This is a genomic window from Rossellomorea sp. GAMAL-10_SWC (genome assembly GCF_049568075.1).
Taxonomy (GTDB): Bacteria; Bacillota; Bacilli; order Bacillales; family Bacillaceae_G; genus Gottfriedia.
The window spans coordinates 925,543-942,031 of record NZ_CP144911.1 but is presented as its reverse complement, the minus strand read 5'-3'; the positions used below and the strand labels follow the sequence as shown (position 1 = coordinate 942,031).

Sequence of the window (16,489 nt, the reverse complement as noted above, 5' to 3'; positions counted from 1 at the left end):
TATTTTTATTCATAACTCTCTTCTATACTTGGTGACGGTAGCCAGTCGGCTAAATATTCTGCGAGTTCCATTGCCTCTTCCTCACTTTTTAGTTTACATAAAAATTTCAACTGATTTGGAAATGAAACATCCTGTCGATCTAATACAATGCATTGTCTAGATTGCATGCAGATGACGAGTGGCTTTCCAAAGAACATGTTCGTATATACAATACCAATATCGTATCTTGTATCGTTCGTAACAAAGCCAACAAATCGGACTCTTACATTTTCGTGATCATCATATAATTTCTCAAACATTGTTTCACCCACTCCTCCGTTTTAGTATTGTAAGTTAATACATATGAAGAAAAAATTAAATTCATACCGAATACTTGTCTAAAAATTTGAAATAATGTTATGATAAAAACAGATTAATAGTGATGTTTTTCATAAAAACATCTTAGGGGGAAAATTTAAAAATGGTTCAACAAGCTACCATTCAATTAGTAGATAAATCAAAATACCAAGAAGCAAATTTAGATTTAATAAATAATTTAATAAATGATTACATACAATCTTCAACTAAGATCGGTCAACAAGTTGACTGGAATTATGAAAGGGTTTCCTTTCCTTACTCTATTTCAAATAAAAAATTAGATGACCAAGATGCATTTTATTTACAGAGCAATGATTCACGTTATAAACATTTTGTTGTTTCTATTCAAGATGATAAAAATATCGTGATTACTCTGTTACCAAACTCAACTTATGGTGATAAAGGCAAAGCAAATGAGCTATGTAGATATTTAGCTCAAAAAATTGAAGCAAAGCTTGAATTATTTAACAATCGAATCATGTATTTTTACAAACGATAATTTAAAATAAATTTACAATCGCCTGACAAAAGAAAAATACCGATGCATAAAAGCAAGTAATAATAATACTTGCTTTTCTTGTGTTTCCAACGTATTTTGCAATTAAATAAAGCTGGTAAAAGAATACTAGAAACAATATGACTTTAGAATATAATTGATCCCTTTTCGACAAGAATAAAACAAATGAAAATCCTACCCAAAATAGTTGATGTATCATTAATACTATTAATTGTTTTCGCATCAATATTCCCACCAATCAATCATCAATACTAGAAAGTTTGTTTTTTAAACGTTATGCGAGACATGCCTTAATCATGCAAAAAAACCTCCTAACAAATAGGAGGTTTCAGACAATCGTTTTTTTCGTTATTTTGCCATCGTAATGCCCTTAATGCATCTATGTTTAACAAACTACTTTAAGCTTTGAATAAAGCGTTTTAAATGAATTTGAACAGTAAAAAACCTCCTATAAAATATAGGAGGTTTTTAAGTAATTATTTTAAAACATGGATTGGATGACCCATCGCTAATTCTGCAGCTTCCATTGAGATTTCACCTAATGTTGGGTGAGCGTGAATTGTTTGTGCAATATCCTCTACGCTCATGCAAGCTTCAATTGCAAGACCAAGCTCAGAAATGATATCTGATGCATTTACACCTGCAACTTGAGCACCAACTAGTACTCCATCTTCTTTACGAGAAACTAATTGTACGAATCCATCAGTTGAATTTAGAGATAATGCGCGACCATTTCCACCGAATGGGAATTTCGCTACACTAACAGCTAATCCTTCTTCATCTGCTTGTTTTTTAGTATAACCAACAGTTGCTAATTCTGGATCAGTAAATACTACTGCAGGGATTGCTAGGTATTCGATTTGACTTGACAAACCACTGATTGCCTCAGCAGCAACTTTACCTTCATAAGAAGCTTTGTGTGCTAATGGAGGACCAGCAATTACATCACCAATTGCGTAAATATTATTAATTGTTGTACGAGCTTGTTGATCAGTCGTAATAACACCACGTTCGTTAATTTCAACACCAACATTTTCTAAGCCCATGTCACGAGAGTTCGGGAAACGTCCAACTGTTACTAATACGTAATCAGCTTCGATTTCTTTCATTTCGCCATTTGTTTCGAATTTAACTGTAACGCCATCTGCAGTTTCTTCAACGCCTTTACCGAAAGCTTTTGTTTCGATATCAACATTACCTTTTTTCTTTAATCCACGTTTAACAATTGAACTCATAGATTTTTCAAAACCATTTAAGATTTCGTCACCAGCTTCAAGAATTGTTACGTGTGTACCAAAGTTAGCATAAGCAGTACCTAATTCCATACCAATATAGCCGCCACCAATAACAACTAATTTTTTTGGAATTTCAGGTAAGTTTAATGCACCTGTTGAATCGATTACACGGTTACTCCATTTGAAACCTGGGATTTCGATTGGAGTTGAACCTGTTGCGATGATCGCATTGTTAAAAGTATAAGTTTGAGCTGATTCTTCAGTAATTACACGAAGAGTGTTAGCATCATTAAAGTAAGCTTCACCTTTAATAACTTCAACTTTGTTTCCTTTTAATAAACCAGCAACACCGCCAGTTAATTTATTAACGACACTGCTTTTCCAAGCTTGAACTTTTGTAAAATCAACTTTTACATTTTCTGCTGTAATACCGATGTCTTCAGAATGCTTAGCTGTTTCATAACGGTGACCAGCAGTAATTAATGCCTTAGAAGGAATACAACCTACGTTTAAACATACCCCACCAAGATTACCTTTTTCAATAACAGCAACTTTTTGTCCAAGTTGTGCTGCACGAATTGCTGCAACATAACCACCAGGACCGGCACCGATAACGACCGTATCTAGTTCAATTGCAAAATCTCCTACTACCATTTATCTTACGCCTCCATTAATAATAATTCTGGATCATTTAATAATCGTTTAATATGGTTTAATGCGTTTTGAGCAGTTGCACCATCGATAATACGGTGGTCAAAGCTTAATGATAACGCTAATACTGGAGCAACAACGATTTCTCCATTTAATACTACTGGTTTTTCAGCAATACGACCAATACCTAAGATCGCTACTTCAGGGTGGTTAATTACTGGAGTAAACCATTGTCCACCAGCTGAACCGATATTTGTGATTGTGCATGTAGCACCTTTCATTTCTGCAGGAGCTAATTTTCCATCACGAGCTTTAGTAGCTAATTCATTAATTTCAGCAGAAATCGAGAAGATAGCTTTACGATCAGCATCTTTAACAACTGGTACTAATAAACCTTTATCAGTATCTGCAGCAATACCAATGTTATAGTAATGTTTGTGTACGATTTCGCTAGTAGCATCATCGATTGATGTATTTAAAGCTGGGAATTTACGTAATGCAGAAGTTAAAGCTTTAACAACATAAGGTAAGAATGTTAATTTGATACCTTGTGCAGCTGCAACTTCTTTATATTTTTTACGGCTAGCAACTAGTTTCGTTACATCTATCTCATCCATTAATGTTACGTGAGGAGCAGTATGTTTAGAGTTAACCATTGCTTTAGCGATTGCTTTACGAATTCCACTCATTTTTTCACGAGTTTCAGGATATGCACCCTCTGGAATTGGCATTGCTTTTGGAGCTTCTTGTGTCGACGCTTTCGCTTCTGTTACAACTTCAACTGCAACTTCTGTTTGAGCTGCAGCAGCTGGTGCTACTCCACCTAATAAGAATGCATCTACGTCTTTTTTAGTTACACGGCCATTTTTAGCTGAACCTGGTACAATACGTAAATCTACGTTTTTCTCACGAGCGTATTTACGTACAGATGGCATTGCAATTACATGAGCTTTTGGTTCAATCGCAGCAACAGGTGATAGTGGTGCAGCATCTGTTTTTGGTTCACTTTGCTCATAAGATTCTTGTACTTTTGCTTGAACTGCTTCAGCAGCTTCTGGTACTGGAGTAGTAGTTGGAGCTTCTTCAGCATGTTGTCCTTTGAAGCTAATGTTTTCATAACCAGGTGCATCTAAACGTACTAATACGTCACCAACAACTGCAACTGTACCTTCTGCAACTAATACTTCTAATACTTTCCCTTTTACAGGTGATGGAATTTCTACTACTGATTTATCGTTTTGAACTTCACAAATGATATCATCTTCATTTACTTCGTCGCCTGCTTTAATAAACCATTTTACAATTTCACCTTCGTGAATACCTTCACCGATATCTGGTAATCTAAATTCAAATAGACTTGCCACTGAGTTTGACACAGATTTCTACCTCCGAACAAAGTTAATTAATTTTTTAATATATTTTATCTAATAATGTAAGAAAGGTATTGATGAATTCATCAAATACCTTTCTCTATTTTTGTTATAAACTGATTAGAAGTTTAAAACTTTTTGAATACCTTCAACTACATCTTTATGGTTCGGTAACCAAACTGTTTCCGCTTCAGAGAATGGGTAAACAGTATCAGCTGCAGTAATACGAACAACTGGTGCTTCTAATGAAAGGATACAACGATCATTTATTTCAGCAACTACATTTGCAGCAATACCAGCTTGTTTTTGTGCTTCTTGTACAACTACTGCACGTCCAGTTTTCTCAACAGACGCAACGATTGCTTCGATATCTAATGGGTGAACAGTACGTAAGTCAACAACTTCTACTGATACGCCATCTTTTTCTAACTCTTCAGCAGCTTTTAATGCAGCGTGAACCATTGCACCGTAAGCAAATACTGATACATCTTTACCTTCACGTTTAACATCCGCTTTACCTAATTCGATTGTGTACTCACCTTCAGGTACATCTTCACGGAATGAACGGTATAATTTCATGTGCTCTAAATAGATAACAGGGTCATTATCACGGATAGATGAAATTAAAAGACCTTTAGCATCTTTAGGAGTTGATGGAATAACTACTTTTAAACCTGGAGTTTGAGCCATTAATCCTTCTAAACTATCCGCGTGCATTTCTGGTGTATGAACCCCACCACCAAATGGTGAACGGAAAGTAATTGGTGAAGTAAAACGACCGCTTGTACGGTAACGCATACGTGCTGCTTGACCAGCGATTGAGTCAAAAATTTCGAATAAGAATCCGAAGAATTGGATTTCTGGTACTGGACGGAAGCCTTCAATTCCAAGACCGATTGCTAATCCACCGATTCCTGATTCAGCAAGAGGTGTATCGAATACACGCGCTTCACCGAATTCTGCTTGTAAACCTTCAGTTGCACGGAATACACCACCGTTTACTCCAACGTCTTCCCCGAATACTACTACAGTTGGATCGTTTTTCATTTCAACGCGTAATGCATCTGTGATAGCTTGAATCATTGTCATTTGCGCCATGACTTACTTCGACTCCTTCTCTTTGTAAATTGCATATTGCTCTTCTATATTACTTGTCATTGTTTCGAACATATTTTCCATTAAATGAGTAACTTTTTGTTTTGGCTCTTGGTCAGCAAGTTTGATCGCATCTTTAATTGCTTCTTTTGCTTCTTCGATAATTGCATTTTCTTCTTCTTCAGTCCAAAGACCTTTTTTCTCTAAAAACTTACGGAAACGAACGATTGGATCTTTTGCTTCCCACTCATTTTCAGTATCTTTTGTACGGTAACGAGTTGGGTCATCACCAGCCATTGTATGTGGTCCATAACGGAATGTTAATGTTTCAATTAATGTAGGACCTTCACCGTTTACTGCACGTTTACGAGCTTCTGATGTAGCAGCATATACTGCTAATGGATCCATTCCATCAACTTGAATACCAGCAATACCTACTGCAATTGCTTTTTGAGCAATTGTTCTAGCTTTTGATTGCTTAGAAACTGGAGTTGAGATTGCGTATCTGTTATTTTGAACAACGAAAATCGCAGGAGCATTATAAGCACCAGCAAAGTTCATACCTTCATAGAAATCACCTTGAGAAGATCCACCGTCACCTGTATATGTAATGGCAACAGATTTTTGGCCTTTCAATTTCATACCAAGTGCAACACCTGCAGCTTGAACAATTTGAGCACCAATAATAATTTGTGGGAAGATTGCATTTACATCTTCAGGAATTTGGCTTCCTACTAAATGTCCACGAGACCATAAAAATGCTTTATATAATGGTAGACCGTGCCAGATCATTTGAGGTACATCACGGTAACCAGGTAAGATAAAGTCTTCTTTTTCAAGAGCAAATTGACTTGCTAATTGAGAAGCTTCTTGTCCTGCAGTAGGAGCATAGAAACCTAAACGACCTTGTCTGTTTAATGAAATTGAACGTTGATCAAGAACACGAGTCCATACCATACGTTTCATTAATTCTTTTAATTGCTCATCTGATAAATCAGGCATCGCTGATTCATTAACGATTTCGCCCTCTTCATTTAAAATTTGAAGAGTTCCAACTGAATCACCAAATTGAAGCATTTGATCCATTAATTCAGAAACAGTTTGTGTATTCTTCATTTCTGTTGTTTCCTTTCCAGCTACTTTCTTCGTAGTAGTTGCCACTAAAACCCACACCCTTCTTTAATTATGGAGGATTTATTTTCTTTATCCATCATGTGTATTTTCTTAAGAGTAATTACAAGTAACCTTAACTTATAATTAAAATCTGTACTTATACTATTCGTGTATTACACTAGTACAACATTGAACACTAGTACAGTTTATAACACGTTCATAAACTCGTCAAATATTTTGTTGTATTATTTTATTCATGATTTTTCGGAAAATTTACCATAAAATTTCAACCCTGTACTACCTTTGAAACAGCAATCTGTTATACAATAACAGAAACTCCGTTAAATTATACTCAAATAGCTAAAAACGGATTTTTTTTATCATAAATTCCAAACTGTACTACAACGATTTTTATTTAGTAATTCTAGTCCCAATCTGTTATTTACCATATTTTTCATATATGTCTTTTTGTAAATTATTTAATTTTTGAGTATAAAGATTTAATTGATCATTATATTTAATGACATCTTTATAAATATGATTTGTATCCTTTGTCTCACTCTTTACATTTTTTAAATCAACTTTTTTCTGGGATAATAAGTTATAAATTGAAAGATCCGTTTCCATTGCATCTTTATATTTTGAATTCAATTTATCGTATAACTCAGTTCTTTCTCTCCATGTTTTTATAAAGTTATTAACTTCATTTCGAAACTGTTCATCCTTCGTTTCAATATTTATTGTTTGAAGTTCTTTAATTTTTATGTCTATATCGTGAATTAATTTTGACTCCTCATTGACTCGTTCTTTTCGTTCATTTAATAAATTAATTGCTTGTTTTGCTGAATCTTGTCTTTTGTTTACTTCGCTTATTTTATATAAATAAATTTTTTCATAATACTCCAATTCTTTTACTTCCAGTTTTTGAATACGTTCTCCAGCTTTTTGAAATTTCTGTTCCATTTTAGCAATTTCAGCTAGTTGATTTATGACTAAATTCTTTTGTTTTGCTTGAGAAGTACAACCCGAACAAAGGATAAAGAGTATGACTATTACAAGAAATAAGGAATTGAATTTTTTATACATAATTTCACCCAATTTTTTTTCATTATTATTTCCATGTTGCATCTTTTCACACTTTTTATACGTCCTAAAAAATAAAATGGTCACATACCCACACACTTTATGTAGTTTTTCATAATTTGTAGTATCCGCTATATGCGGAAACAGTTTAAAGGGAGGTTATTATATGTACGGTTACGGATACGGTGGAAAAGGTGGATACCCTGGTTATGGTTACGGCGGCGGATGCGGTTGCGGTTACGGCGGTTTCGCATTAATCGTTGTTCTATTCATTTTATTAATTATCGTTGGTGCAGCTTTCGTTTTATAATTCACACTAGTAAGCCTCTATTATTAATGTATAACCACAAACTTTAAGGAGCGATATTTTATCGCTCCTTTTTCCATTCTATTGCCTTGAGACTGACAATTTAAAAAAGATTTGTTAGACTAAATTAATAATACTAGTGAATAGTACATACTTATATTTATGAAATATTAGACAGGAGTGAAATTCATTTGATTACAATGAAAGATATAATTCGAGAAGGCGATCCTAGATTAAGGGCAGTCTCGAGTGAAGTAAACTTACCTCCATCGGTAGAGGATATTAATTTAGCTAATTCATTATTAGAGTATGTTATAAATAGTCAGAATCCGGAAATATCTGCCGAATACGGTCTACGATCAGGTATCGGATTAGCTGCACCACAAATCGGAATTAATAAAAGAGCAATAGGTGTTCATGTAACTGATTCACAAGATAATTTATATAGTTATGCACTATTAAATCCTAAAATTGTTAGTCATTCTGTTGAACAAGTTTATTTGTCAGGTGGTGAAGGTTGCTTATCTGTTGATCGTGATGTTCCTGGATATGTTCCTCGTTACGCAAGAATTACAGTCACTGGCTTCGATACAGAATTGGGAAATGTAAAAATCCGTTTAAAAGGTTTACCAGCAATTTGCTTCCAACATGAAATTGACCATCTAAATGGCGTAATGTTTTATGATCATATTAATAAAACAAATCCTTTTTCTCCGCCAGAAGGTGCTTCACCTTTAGAGAGAAAATAAAAAAGAGCGATTGGAAAACCAATCGCTCTTTTTTTCTAATATTTTTTGTACTTTCTCTACATACTTAAAGAAGTCCGACCCATTTTAAACCGTTTAAAATTCCATCTTCATCAACATTCGTTGTGATATGATTAGCTAATTTTTTTAGTGGATCCACTGCATTACCCATGGCAATCCCCGTACCAACTTTTTCAATCATTTCTAAATCATTTAATCCGTCACCAAATGCGATTACATTTTGCATATCAAACCCAAGATGGTTTACCATTTGAAGTATTCCATTCGCTTTAGATCCACCTATTGGTAAGACATCTGACGAATACTCATGCCAACGAATAAAATTAAAATCATTAAACCCATCGGTTAAAGATGGCTCTTGATGCTCTTCACAGAACAGTAAGACTTGGTAAATTTCACGATTATGATAAAAATCATGCTGAACTTCAGGGTGTTGCATTCTAATCGATGTCATTGCTTCTCTTATATGGGGATGTGAATCAATTGACGCCCTCATTGTCTCGTTATTTAAATAGATTAGCGGAATACCTAGTTCTTTTGCTTTTTGAGTAAATTGGTGAAGTTGTTCTGGATGCAGGGCATGTTTGTGAATAGCTTCACCTTCAAATTCAGCATATTGTCCATTTAAACTTACAAAACTATTTATATTTAACTCTTCACGAATTTCTTTAAACATGAATGGCGCACGACCAGTTGCAATCGCTACGTGGATATCTTTATTTTGAAGTTCCGAAATTGCTTTCTTAGTACTTTCCGGAATTACTTTATCATGATTTAAAATCGTTCCATCAATATCAAAAAAAACGATTGGTTTATTCATATTATTTTCTCCTCACTAAGACGCTGCATTTGCTTTTGAGTTTTTCATTTTTGACTTCTGTTTACTATTCGTAATAAATACACCTAGAAGTACGATTAACAATCCTAAAATCATTTTGAAAGATAAAGGCTCGTTTAAAAAGAAAAATCCCCAAATAGAAGCAAATACAGGTACTATATAAGTAACCATTGTTGCAAATTCTGCACTTCCCTCTTTAACCATATAATAAAATAATAAATATGCCAACCCCGAACATACAACGCCTAGTCCAAACACACCACTAAAAACTTCAAAATTAACAAATGGTTTTAAAGTGCCCTTCCCTACAACGACCATATAAAAAAAGCCGAATACACCAGAAATACCTAAGGTTAAAAATGAAATAATCATTACATCAATTTGTTGTAAATACTTTTTAGTTAAGTGTGAACCAAGCCCATAACAAAAAGTAACAAATAACATTAATATTGAATAAATTATATTATCCGAGAAAATTGTTGATGGATTAAGATTCATCATAATCATAAGTCCAATGATCCCAATCATAAGTCCAATCCATTGTTTCTTATGAATTTTTTGAGAAAAGAAAAAATAGCCAATAATGAGTGTTGCAATTGGCGTAAAAGCATTTAATACTGCCGCTTCATTACTTTGCAGATGGGTCTCACTAAAAGAAAGAAAAAGCCAAGGTATAGCATGATTAAATAATGAGATGACAATAATTAAACTCATTTTCGGTAAATTTTTATAATCAATCTTTACCTTTTTTATTAACATAATAATTAATAATGTCATAGCACCAAAGAAACAGCGATAAAAAACAATTGCTTCTGGCCCTATATCGTTTAAAAGGAGCTTAATAAATAAAAAAGATGTACTCCAAATAATACTTAATAAAAACAAAGCTCCATATAACTTCTTCACATTCTTCTCCCCTTAACTTTAAGATACCCTCTATTTTAACTGTTTTTTGGATTATATTGTATGAAAATGTTTTTTCGTTCAATACTACACATAAATATACTATGTCCGTGTTCTCTACATATAAGTTTAATTTCATGTCTAGGAGGTAAAACTAATGTTACGTAAACTTAGAAAAAAATTAAAAAAACGGCTAAAACACTTTTTGAAAAAGAAGAAATATATCTCTATAATTTCAAATTTTTTTTTAAAATGACCGTATTTTAGGTAATCTTCAATAAAAAGAATGAAAATATATAAAAAATCACTTATAATATTGAGAAGATAGTGATTTGACAAGGAGAGATTTAAATGATTTTTAAAGTATACTATCAGGAATTACCATTAGAGGTACCTGTAAGAGAAAAAACTAAAACAGTTTATGTAGAAGCAGATAGTGAAAGAGAAGTTCGTGCGAAATTATTACCTTTCAATTATAATATTGAGCTTGTTCAAGCTTTAACCGGTGCTCATCTTGAATTCGAAAAACAAAGTGAAAGCTTTAAAATTTTGGAGCTAGCGTAATTTATGAAATTTCTTAAAAATGATCAAGCTGCCGTATTCGCACTAGGTGGCTTAGGGGAAATTGGTAAAAATACATACGCAGTACAATATCAAGATGAAATTATATTAATAGATGCCGGAATCAAGTTCCCTGAAGATGAGCTACTAGGGATAGATTATGTTATACCTGATTATTCCTACTTAGTTCGAAATGAGGAAAAAATTAAAGGGTTATTTATCACTCACGGACATGAAGACCACATTGGTGGTATTCCATATTTATTAAGAGAATTAAACATTCCAATTTATGGTGGAAAACTTGCTCTTGGCTTAATTAAAAATAAACTAGAAGAGCACGGTCTTTTAAGAAAAGCTAAATTAATTGAAATTAAAGAAGACGACATCATTAAATTTAGAAAAACTAGCGTAACTTTTTACCGTACTACTCACAGTATTCCAGATTGTTACGGAATTGTTGTAAAAACTCCTCAAGGACAAGTCGTACATACAGGTGATTTTAAGTTCGATTTTACACCAGTTGGAGAAACAGCTAATTTAACAAAAATGGCTGAGATTGGTAAGGAAGGCGTTTTATGTCTACTTTCTGACAGTACAAATAGTGAAGTATCACATTTTACAATGTCTGAGAGAAAAGTTGGAGACACAATTAATGAGATCTTCCGCAAAGTAGACGGTCGAATTATTTTTGCAACATTCGCTTCAAACATTCATCGTCTTCAGCAAGTAGTTGAATCTGCTATTGCTACTGGACGTAAAATTGCTGTTTTTGGTAGAAGTATGGAAGCGAATATCGAGATCGGTCATGACTTAGGTTATATTAAATGCCCTAAGGATACATTTATTGATGCATCTCAAATTAATCGTATACCGGCTAATCAATTAGTCATTTTATGTACTGGTAGTCAAGGTGAACCTATGGCTGCATTATCACGTATAGCAAATGGTACACATCGTCAAATTCAAATTATTCCTGGAGATACTGTAGTATTTTCTTCTTCACCAATTCCAGGTAATACTATGAGTGTAAATCGTACAATCAACTTACTATACCGTGCTGGTGCTGAAGTAATTCACGGCTCATTAAATGATATTCATACTAGTGGTCATGGCGGTCAAGAAGAGCAAAAATTAATGCTTAGACTAATGAAGCCTAAGTATTTTATGCCGATTCACGGTGAATATAGAATGCAGCGCATGCATGCTAAGCTTGCTATGGACTGTGGAGTACCTGAAGAAAACTGCTTTATCATGGATAATGGTGAGGTTTTAGCTCTTCGTGCAGATGAGGCTATGGTTGCAGGTAAAGTACCTTCTGGTAATGTTTATATTGATGGAAGCGGTATCGGTGATATCGGTAATATCGTTTTAAGAGACCGTAGAATTTTATCTGAAGAAGGTCTTGTAATCGTTGTCGTAAGCATCGATATGAAGGAATTTAAAATCTCGGCAGGACCAGATATTATTTCACGCGGTTTCGTTTATATGAGAGAAAGTGGCGATTTAATAAATGAAGCACAAGCAATGATTTCTACTCATTTAAACAAAATCATGGAACGTAAAACTTCTCAATGGTCTGAGATCAAAAATGAAATTACTGATACTTTATCACCTTTCTTATACGAAAAAACAAAACGTAAACCAATGATTCTCCCAATTATTATGGAAGTTTAATCATTAGTACATGATAAAAGGGCGATTTCAAAAGTAAAAATACTTTTGAAATCGCCCTTTTTTATTAATCTTGAAAGTCATTTTTTTCATTACTTTTTAAAAACACTTTCATAAAAAAAGGTTTATTAAGAACTAAAAATATAAAATACACAGTAAATAAGATAAAAAATACAACAAACAGAATAATTAGTACGATTGCTAAACTACTCTTAGCAAAACTTGTTTCGATTCTTAAATATGGATATAAGATAAATGGTAGATGACTTATACCATACCCAAAAAATGCGAAGAAATATTGTAATAATACTAATATAAACGCTAAACCATATCTTTTTCTTTTTATAACAAAATAAATTGCTATACAAAAGCAAATCAAAGAGATCAGAAAGAATTCCCATACATTATGCATTCGATCAAAATGAACTTTATTATGTAATTTCATTGATAAAAATACGATGATACTCGAAACAATAGTTGGCAATGACCAGACAAGTACATACTTTCTTAATTTAGTTTCCGACTCCGAATCATTGATTAGTTTTGCAGAATAAATTAAAAACATTGCACTAATAAATAATACTGAACATACAGCCAATAGCATAACGGATAGAGAATAAGAATTCGTAATCAATTTAAATGGATAAAATCGTATATCTGTTCCATTCTCGATAATAAATCCACCTTCAGAAATTGTTAAAACAGTAGATAATGTAACAGGTATTAATAGACTTGTCGCGCCATACAAAATTAAAAAGAACTTACTCCTATTTTCTCCATATTGCTGAAAAGTATAAAACGATCCCCTAATTGCTAAAAAGATCATTGCTACACTACCCGGAACTAATAAAGGAACACCATAATAATATGCTACCCTTGGGAATATACCAACTACACCTACAAAGAAAAAAATGAAAAATAATGTAGCAAGTTCCCAAATAGATGAAAGATGTCGATTTATTAAGCCAATTAATTTTGGTTCTTCTTTAGTTGAAATCGCATAAAACGCATAAAATCCTGCACCAAAATCAATTGAAGCAATAATCATGTAGGCATATAAAAACAACCATAAGATAAAGATTGCGATTGTTTGAATCTCCAAACTTTTTTCCTCCTACAGAATAATTCCTTAAACTAAAGATTAGTTTACTTTAATTATACCTATAAAATACGCTTTCTACTAGTTTCAAGACGAAGATTAGGATAATACAAAAAAGTGACTTCAAAAAAAGTCTCTTCAGACTGTTGACAAACGCTCGCTTTCTTCTTTGCTTCGCCTTTTGAGCGGTGCTCATTCCCATCAAGGGTAACTCCGCTCCTCACCTGGCTTCGCGCCTCGAAAGACAAGCGCTTTCAATCCGTCTGAAACTCAAATTTTTTGTATTTTCTCTACATACAAAAAGAGACTTTAAAAAAAGTCTCTTAAGTGATGATTGAATCTATATTATTCTACTTTTGCTGCTTCATCTAGCACTCGATTAACACGCTTTTCTAACATTGGCATTCCGCCTTCTCCAGCTTGGAAGTGGCGTAATACACCTGTTTTATCAAATACGTAATATGATGGTACATATTTATTTTCAAAAGCATCTGTAATACTATGTTGGTTATCAACTAGTATTGTTTGTGTAATGCCGTGTTCGTTTGCAACTTCTTTAATTTTATCAATATCTAAATCATCTTCAGATCTTGGCATATGAACACTTACTACATTTAATCGATCTTTATATTCATCTCTAAAAGCATTAATGTTTGGCATTGCTACTTTACATAAATGGCAACTAACAGACCAAAAATGAATTAATGTTGGTTTGTCACCGATTAAGTTTTCTTTTTGAATTTCTCCATTTAATACTGTTGTTGCACCATCTAATTCAGGCATTGGTGAGCGAAGTCTCATTTTATAGTCCTCCTACTTGTTTTCATTAGCTCTAAGTAAGCTTGTTCTACTTTTAGTTTTTGTCTAGTTATAGGCGTTTGGCCCTCTAGGTCCTTGCCTTATGCTTGTCGGGTCTTTAACAAACGCCTTCCACTTTTCGTTATTGTGTTTAAAAAGGCCTAACTATAAGTTAGACCTTTGACATTAATTCTTAATTGTTTAGAATTATAGAGTTGCTTGACCTGGTTTCCAGTTAGCTGGGCAAAGTCCACCAGTTTGTAAAGCTTGAAGTACACGTAAAACTTCATCAACTTCACGACCGATGTTGTTGTGGTGTACTACTTGGTACATTAATTCACCCTCTGGGCTGATGATGAATAATCCACGTAATGCAATACCTTCTTCTTCAATTAATACGCCATAGTCACGAGAAATAGCGTGGTTTGTATCTGCACCTAATGCATATTTTAATTGACCTAAGCCATTATCTTTACGATCAGTGTTGATCCATGCTAAGTGAGTGTGAATTGTATCTGTAGAAACTCCTACAACTTCTGCATCAAGATCTTCAAATTCGTCGTAACGATCAGAGATTGCTATGATTTCAGTTGGACATACAAATGTGAAGTCCATTGGATAGAAGTATAATACTGTCCATTTATCGTTTTTCATGTTTTCTTCTAAGCTTACTTTACCAAATTCTTTATTTGCTAAAACTGCTTCCATTTCAAAGCGTGGTGCTTGTTTTCCTACTAAACGTTCTGCCATTGTTATTACCTCCAATATTTATGTAACTATTTATCATACAAGTGATATTATAGTAAACTACTTATTTAAAGTCAATATTAATTTATAATTATTATTAACTGAAAATCATTTTCATTGTTATTGTTTCATAAAGTCCGAAATAAATCGAATCATTAAAGGAATCACATTTTCATCTGGATTTAATTTTTGGTTATGGAGTCCGAATTCTGAATTTACGCCAATCCAAAACATTAGGCCTGGAATTTCTTTTGTCATATAACCAAAATCTTCACCTGTCATTGCAACATTGCTACGGACGGCCTCAATACCGTCATATTGTTTCGCAAAATTAAAGAATTCATTCGTCAACGATTCATCGTTGATTACTCCATAGTAATTACTTCCAAAATCTACTTCTATTTTACACTGAAAACTCTCTTGAAATCCATTCACAAGACTTTCAATTCTATTTTTTAATTTTAGCATTGCTTCTTCACTTAATGCTCGCATCGTACCTTCAATTCGAACATGATCTGCAATAACGTTTTGAACTGTACCACCAGTTATTTTCCCAATCGTAATGACAGCACTGTCTAATGGATTAACATTTCTTGATACAACTGATTGTACTTGAGTGATAAAATGACTTGATGCAACGATCATATCGTTCGTTAAATGAGGGAAAGCTGCATGACCGCTTAAGCCATGAAAATCAATAAAAAGCTCTGATGTATGAGCAAATAACATACCAGGTTTCGTCGCAATTGTACCAACAGGATATTCTGGAGCGATATGTAAACCATAGATTACATCTGGTTTAAATGGTTTAAATTCTTCACTTTTAAGTAAAGGTTCCGCTCCACCAGGACCTTCCTCTGCAGGTTGAAAAATAAAAACGACATCATCATTTATTGGCTCATTAACAAGGTTAGTAAGAACACCAAGAGCAATACTCATATGTACATCATGACCACAGGCATGCATATTACCTACATGAATCGATGAAAATTCTAAACCTGTGTTTTCTTTCATTGGTAATCCATCAATGTCTGTACGGTAACCAATTGTTCTAGTAGGTTTTAACCCTTTTACTCGAACGAAAATACCTGTTCTCCAAGTATCAATTACCATTCTTTCTTGATCTAAACTAGATAAATAATCTAGTAAATACGCTTGTGTTTTGAATTCTTGAAATCCAAGTTCGGGGATCAAATGTAAATCCCTTCTAATTTTAATAAATGAATCCATTTTAATTCCTCCAAAAAAAGCGTAGAAATATAATTCTACGCTTCAGACTGCCCACCAAACACTCGCTTTCCTCGTTGCTTCGCCTGCTGAGCGATGCTCATTACCGTCTAAGGTAACTTCACTCCTTATCAGACTTCACGCCTCGTA

Annotated in this window: 18 protein-coding genes; 5 read left to right on the top strand and 13 right to left on the bottom strand. The window is 33.6% G+C overall.

The window, feature by feature from the left end; all coding sequences use genetic code 11:
• Positions 1–5 precede the first annotated feature (5 nt).
• Positions 6–299, bottom strand: coding sequence for a DUF3055 domain-containing protein (locus V5E38_RS04520; RefSeq protein WP_097975693.1), 294 nt, complete (start codon positions 297–299; stop codon positions 6–8).
• 161 nt (positions 300–460) lie between these two features.
• Here V5E38_RS04520 and V5E38_RS04515 point away from each other — a divergent pair, with 161 nt between their 5' ends.
• A complete protein-coding gene (locus tag V5E38_RS04515; RefSeq protein WP_499212368.1) occupies positions 461–856 on the top strand; it encodes a DUF1885 family protein in 396 nt (131 codons plus the stop codon).
• Between the two features lies 1 nt (position 857).
• Here the strand turns inward: V5E38_RS04515 and V5E38_RS04510 are convergent, their stop codons facing one another.
• From V5E38_RS04510 to V5E38_RS04485, 6 genes are all read right to left on the bottom strand, one after another.
• Complete coding sequence (locus tag V5E38_RS04510) at positions 858–1,097, bottom strand: hypothetical protein (RefSeq protein WP_387324239.1); 240 nt, start codon at positions 1,095–1,097, stop codon at positions 858–860.
• A 253-nt stretch (positions 1,098–1,350) separates the two neighbouring features.
• Positions 1,351–2,763: a dihydrolipoyl dehydrogenase gene (gene lpdA, locus V5E38_RS04505; RefSeq protein ID WP_499212367.1), complete on the bottom strand. Its 1,413-nt coding sequence runs from the start codon at positions 2,761–2,763 to the stop codon at positions 1,351–1,353.
• A gap of 5 nt (positions 2,764–2,768) precedes the next feature.
• Complete coding sequence (locus tag V5E38_RS04500; RefSeq protein ID WP_499213511.1) at positions 2,769–4,124, bottom strand: dihydrolipoamide acetyltransferase family protein; 1,356 nt, start codon at positions 4,122–4,124, stop codon at positions 2,769–2,771.
• Between the two features lie 126 nt (positions 4,125–4,250).
• Positions 4,251–5,228 carry an alpha-ketoacid dehydrogenase subunit beta gene (locus V5E38_RS04495; protein WP_097975699.1) on the bottom strand — a complete coding sequence of 326 codons (978 nt, stop codon included), beginning with the start codon at positions 5,226–5,228 and terminating at the stop codon, positions 4,251–4,253.
• Between the two features lie 3 nt (positions 5,229–5,231).
• Positions 5,232–6,311, bottom strand: coding sequence for a pyruvate dehydrogenase (acetyl-transferring) E1 component subunit alpha (pdhA, locus tag V5E38_RS04490; RefSeq protein ID WP_286145513.1), 1,080 nt, complete (start codon positions 6,309–6,311; stop codon positions 5,232–5,234).
• Positions 6,312–6,776: 465 nt separating this feature from the next.
• Complete coding sequence (locus V5E38_RS04485; RefSeq protein ID WP_097975701.1) at positions 6,777–7,466, bottom strand: YkyA family protein; 690 nt, start codon at positions 7,464–7,466, stop codon at positions 6,777–6,779.
• Positions 7,467–7,587: 121 nt separating this feature from the next.
• Between V5E38_RS04485 and V5E38_RS04480 the strand changes: the two genes are divergently transcribed.
• A complete protein-coding gene (locus V5E38_RS04480) occupies positions 7,588–7,731 on the top strand; it encodes a YjcZ family sporulation protein (RefSeq protein WP_069035541.1) in 144 nt (47 codons plus the stop codon).
• A gap of 188 nt (positions 7,732–7,919) precedes the next feature.
• Positions 7,920–8,477 carry a peptide deformylase gene (gene def / locus V5E38_RS04475; protein WP_499212366.1) on the top strand — a complete coding sequence of 186 codons (558 nt, stop codon included), beginning with the start codon at positions 7,920–7,922 and terminating at the stop codon, positions 8,475–8,477.
• A gap of 64 nt (positions 8,478–8,541) precedes the next feature.
• Here def and V5E38_RS04470 read toward each other — a convergent pair whose 3' ends face one another.
• Together V5E38_RS04470 and V5E38_RS04465 are read right to left on the bottom strand one after the other, a co-directional pair.
• Positions 8,542–9,315 carry a Cof-type HAD-IIB family hydrolase gene (locus tag V5E38_RS04470; RefSeq protein ID WP_499212365.1) on the bottom strand — a complete coding sequence of 258 codons (774 nt, stop codon included), beginning with the start codon at positions 9,313–9,315 and terminating at the stop codon, positions 8,542–8,544.
• 15 nt (positions 9,316–9,330) lie between these two features.
• Positions 9,331–10,239 (bottom strand): DMT family transporter, encoded by a 909-nt coding sequence (locus tag V5E38_RS04465; RefSeq protein WP_499212364.1) that lies wholly within the window; start codon positions 10,237–10,239, stop codon positions 9,331–9,333.
• A 348-nt stretch (positions 10,240–10,587) separates the two neighbouring features.
• Here V5E38_RS04465 and V5E38_RS04460 point away from each other — a divergent pair, with 348 nt between their 5' ends.
• Together V5E38_RS04460 and rnjA are read left to right on the top strand one after the other, a co-directional pair.
• A complete protein-coding gene (locus V5E38_RS04460; RefSeq protein ID WP_056468578.1) occupies positions 10,588–10,800 on the top strand; it encodes a DNA-dependent RNA polymerase subunit epsilon in 213 nt (70 codons plus the stop codon).
• 3 nt (positions 10,801–10,803) lie between these two features.
• A complete protein-coding gene (rnjA, locus tag V5E38_RS04455) occupies positions 10,804–12,471 on the top strand; it encodes a ribonuclease J1 (RefSeq protein ID WP_069035536.1) in 1,668 nt (555 codons plus the stop codon).
• A gap of 64 nt (positions 12,472–12,535) precedes the next feature.
• Here the strand turns inward: rnjA and V5E38_RS04450 are convergent, their stop codons facing one another.
• From V5E38_RS04450 to V5E38_RS04435, 4 genes are all read right to left on the bottom strand, one after another.
• The gene (locus V5E38_RS04450) at positions 12,536–13,570 is read right to left on the bottom strand and encodes a cytochrome d ubiquinol oxidase subunit II (protein WP_499212363.1); all 1,035 of its coding nucleotides are present in this window, start codon (positions 13,568–13,570) and stop codon (positions 12,536–12,538) included.
• 342 nt (positions 13,571–13,912) lie between these two features.
• Positions 13,913–14,368, bottom strand: a complete 456-nt coding sequence (locus V5E38_RS04445; protein WP_499212362.1) for a TlpA family protein disulfide reductase — start codon at positions 14,366–14,368, stop codon at positions 13,913–13,915.
• A gap of 204 nt (positions 14,369–14,572) precedes the next feature.
• Complete coding sequence (locus tag V5E38_RS04440) at positions 14,573–15,115, bottom strand: peroxiredoxin (RefSeq protein WP_098231953.1); 543 nt, start codon at positions 15,113–15,115, stop codon at positions 14,573–14,575.
• Between the two features lie 117 nt (positions 15,116–15,232).
• Positions 15,233–16,342: an N-acetyldiaminopimelate deacetylase gene (locus tag V5E38_RS04435; RefSeq protein WP_499212361.1), complete on the bottom strand. Its 1,110-nt coding sequence runs from the start codon at positions 16,340–16,342 to the stop codon at positions 15,233–15,235.
• Positions 16,343–16,489: the final 147 nt, after the last annotated feature.